The organism is Pseudomonas agronomica (assembly GCF_025917275.1).
GTDB classification, from domain to species: Bacteria; Pseudomonadota; Gammaproteobacteria; order Pseudomonadales; family Pseudomonadaceae; genus Aquipseudomonas; species Aquipseudomonas agronomica.
Map to the genome: position 1 here is coordinate 1 of NZ_JAOSHO010000487.1, position 3656 is coordinate 3656.

Consider the following 3656-nt stretch of genomic DNA (forward strand, 5'->3'; position numbering starts at 1 on the left):
TCGTCGCGGCGATCCGGGCCTGTTGCTGGGCCAGGCGCCAATGCTCGATGCGCCGGGGCTGGCCGTTGAGGGGAAAGGTCGCGATATCGCCCACGGCCCAGACGCCGTCGACCACTCGCATGCCGTCATCGACGATCAACGATTCATCTTTTTCCCGTGGCAGGTTGGCGAACGGCGCCGTGGCCGGGCGCACGCCGACGCCGACAATGACCAGGTCCGCCGCGAAGCGCTCGCCATTATCCAGCACCACGGCTTCGACCTTGCCCGTGCCTTCGATTCGCGCCGCCTCGCCTTCGCTGTGATAAACCACGCCATTTGCCCTGTGCCTTGCCAGGATTGCCTTGCCGACGCTGTCGCCGAACTGCTTGGCGAACGGCACCGGATGACGGGCCAGGACGGTGACGCTCAGCTCGCGTTTGCGCAGGGAGGAGGCAACTTCCATGGCGATGAAACTGTCGCCGATGATCACCGCCTGTTGCCCCGGCTGGGTACGGTCGAGGATCTGCCGGCTGTCGGCCAGGGAGCGCAGGGTGAAAACATTCGGCAGGTCGAGCCCTGACAAGGCGGGCGTCTTGGGCACACCTCCGGTGGCGAGGAGCACCGCGTCGTAGCTCAACGTTTCGCCGTTGGCGAGGCGGATCTGGCGCGCATCCATATCAAGGTCCGTGACCTCGCCATGGCGCCGTTCGATGCGCTGCTGGATGAAATAAGTTTCATCGCGCAGGGGCGGGGTTTTGTCCGCCGCCATGTCGCCAGCCAGAACATATTTGCTTAAAACGGTGCGGTCATAACCGGCCTCGGCTTCCCGATCAATCATCAGGATCCGGCCACCGAAACCCTTCTCGCGTAGCGCCGCCGCGCACGCCGTACCGGCGGCTCCGGCGCCAATGATGGCGAAGGTACGCGGGTCATCGGCCGGCGGGATTTTTTCAGCCGGCAGGGGTTGATCATCGACCCAGACTTCTTCGCCGCGCACCTCGACGTGATAACGCGCCAGGCTGTCGAGGGCCGGCGGCTCGCACAGCGCGCCATCTTCGGCGCGAAATGCCGCTTTGTGCCATGGGCAGATCAGCCTGCCATGGCACACCGCACCCTTGGCCAGGGGCGCCCCGGCGTGAGGGCATTTGCCTTGGAATGCCCGCACCTGGCCACCGGCCCGTAGCAGCAGGATGGGCGATTCATTGAGGGTGACTTCGAGGCCGCGGTCTTCTCGCACATCGGCGAGGCGGGCGACTTGATGCATGGGCATGGTCGTTCTCCGGCAGGCGTTTCCCGTTGGAGTCGAGCGATTGGAGCGAGGTTCAGCGTAATTGTCACTGCAACCAGACCGGCGCTGCGGCTATAGTTCGCAGGCCGTCCATGGCCTGAACCGCATTCAAGGTGCCCGGTATGACCCGACTGACTTCCCTTTCCTCCTGGCTCGCGGCCGTTACCCTCGTGCTGTGCGCACAAGGGGTCCAGGCCGAAGAGCGTTTTACCCTGAGCATTCCCGGTGTGTCGGACGACCGCCTCTTCACCGCAGCGGCCGCCAGTGACGCCAACAAATGCGGTGGCAAGAATGTTTCCCCGGCCCTGAGCTGGAACGCGGGCCCACCTGGCACCCTCAGCTACGCCATCGTCATGCTCGACCCTGATGGTCAGCGGGGGCAGGGTGTCGATCATTGGATTCATTATGGAATCAAGGCCAACACCCGGCAGATTCCAGCCGGCGCGGGCACGAAATCCTCGCTGGAAGGCATGAGCGGTCTCAACAGCAAGAACACCCCTGGCTACATCGGCCCGTGCCCGCCCATTGGCGACAGCGCCCACCATTACCTGATCCAGATCTTCGCCCTGGACCTGCCGCCCGAAGCCCTGCCCGCCGGCCTGACTCGCACCCAACTGATGGAAAAACTCAACGGTCATGTATTGCGCAACAGCAGCGTAGTGCGCCGCTACCACCGTTGATCTTGCATAAACCCGTGGCGAGGGAGCTCGCTCCCGCGGGGCTGCACAGCAGCCCCAATCGTCACGGAAGTTGGCATCCAGCGCCAAAAGCGAGCACTATCGGCCCGTGTTCACTCATGCCGGAGGATGGCGATGACGCAGAAAACCGACGGCATCGCCCGCCTCAAGAACTGCCCCACCAAGGGCGACGAGATACGCCGGGCCATCGCCCAGAGTCGCAAGGATTTCCTGCCTGCTGACGAGGCCGCAGACGCCGAGCCAGGTCAACCGTCGGCGCAGCCCGTGGACAAAGGTCCTGCTGCTTGAGCCGTCGCTTCTTCCATTATTTTTTCAAACTTGCCTATGACTGCCTCGACTCATCTGCCAGACGCGCGGTTCAGCCGATCCGACTACAAGACCCTGGGCCTCGCTGCCCTCGGCGGTGCGCTGGAAATCTATGATTTCATCATTTTCGTCTTCTTCGCCCTGACCCTCAGCCAACTGTTCTTCCCGCCGGAAATGCCCGAGTGGCTGCGCTTGCTGCAAAGCTTCGGAATTTTCGCCACGGGTTATCTGGCGCGGCCCTTGGGCGGGATTCTCATGGCGCACTTCGCTGATCGCCTGGGGCGCAAGCGGGTGTTCAGCTTGAGCATCCTCATGATGGCGTTGCCGTGCCTGCTCATCGGCGTGATGCCGACCTACGCGCAGATCGGCTATTTCGCCCCGTTGCTGTTGCTGGCGTTGCGGATACTGCAAGGCGCGGCGGTGGGCGGCGAAGTGCCCAGTGCCTGGGTCTTTGTCGCTGAACATGCGCCGCTGCGACATCGTGGCTATGCCCTGGGATTTCTCCAGGCGGGCCTGACCTTCGGCTATTTGCTCGGCGCCCTGACTGCCACCGCGCTGGCGCGGATTTATACCCCGACGGAAATCCTCGACTACGCCTGGCGCCTGCCGTTCCTGTTGGGCGGTGTCTTCGGCGTGATTGGCGTCTGGCTGCGCCGCTGGCTCAGCGAAACGCCGATCTTCATGGCGCTGCAAGCCAATCGTGAGGGGGCGGCGGAATTACCGCTGCGTACGGTCCTGCGCGACCATCGCCACGCCTTGCTGCCCGCCGCGATTCTCACCTGCGTGCTGACCTCCGCCGTGGTCGTGTTCGTCGTCATCACCCCGACCGTGATGCAAAAAAGCTTCGGGTTGACCCCCAGCCACACCTTCGCCCTGAGCAGCCTCGGCATCGTTTTCCTGAACATCGGCTGCGTCCTCGCCGGCCTCATCGTCGACCGCATCGGCGCCTGGCGCACCGTCATGCTCTACAGCCTGCTGCTGCCCCTGGGCATCGGCGTGCTCTACGCCGGCCTGATCAGCGGCAGTGCCTGGTTGGGCCTGGCCTATGCCGTGGCGGGCCTGGGCTGCGGCGTGGTTGGCGCGGTGCCGTCGGTGATGGTCAGCCTGTTTCCGCCGAAGATTCGCGTGTCCGGCATCTCGTTCACCTACAACATCGCCTATGCGCTATGGGCCAGCATGACGCCGCTGGTGCTGATTGCATTGGTGCCGTGGAGCCCGTGGGTGTGCGTCGGGTATTGCGTGGTGATGGGGGCGGTGGGCGTCGGCGCGGCGGCGTATTTTCCGGGGCGGCATGGGAAGGCCGCGCAGCCGTCATTGGCCTGTGAATCCTAACCCTGCGCGTAGACAGCAATACGGTACAAGGTTGGAATGATCCGTGGCGAGGG

The 3656-nt window shown here is 64.1% G+C and carries 4 protein-coding genes; 3 read left to right on the plus strand and 1 reads right to left on the minus strand.

Translation table 11 applies throughout. The annotated features are described in order from the left end of the window. On the minus strand, window positions 1–1249 hold a 1249-nt coding region (locus OC610_RS23150; RefSeq protein ID WP_264431130.1), incomplete at its 3' end, for an FAD-dependent oxidoreductase. 140 nt (window positions 1250–1389) lie between these two features. Between OC610_RS23150 and OC610_RS23155 the strand changes: the two genes are divergently transcribed. The 3 genes from OC610_RS23155 (at window position 1390) to OC610_RS23165 (ending at window position 3603) form a co-directional block, all read left to right on the plus strand. After that, on the plus strand, window positions 1390–1947 hold the full coding sequence (locus tag OC610_RS23155; protein ID WP_264431132.1) for a YbhB/YbcL family Raf kinase inhibitor-like protein: 558 nt from the start codon (window positions 1390–1392) through the stop codon (window positions 1945–1947). A 132-nt stretch (window positions 1948–2079) separates the two neighbouring features. Further along, the gene (locus OC610_RS23160) at window positions 2080–2253 is read left to right on the plus strand and encodes a hypothetical protein (protein WP_264431134.1); all 174 of its coding nucleotides are present in this window, start codon (window positions 2080–2082) and stop codon (window positions 2251–2253) included. 36 nt (window positions 2254–2289) lie between these two features. Next, window positions 2290–3603 carry an MFS transporter gene (locus OC610_RS23165; RefSeq protein ID WP_264431135.1) on the plus strand — a complete coding sequence of 438 codons (1314 nt, stop codon included), beginning with the start codon at window positions 2290–2292 and terminating at the stop codon, window positions 3601–3603. Window positions 3604–3656: the final 53 nt, after the last annotated feature.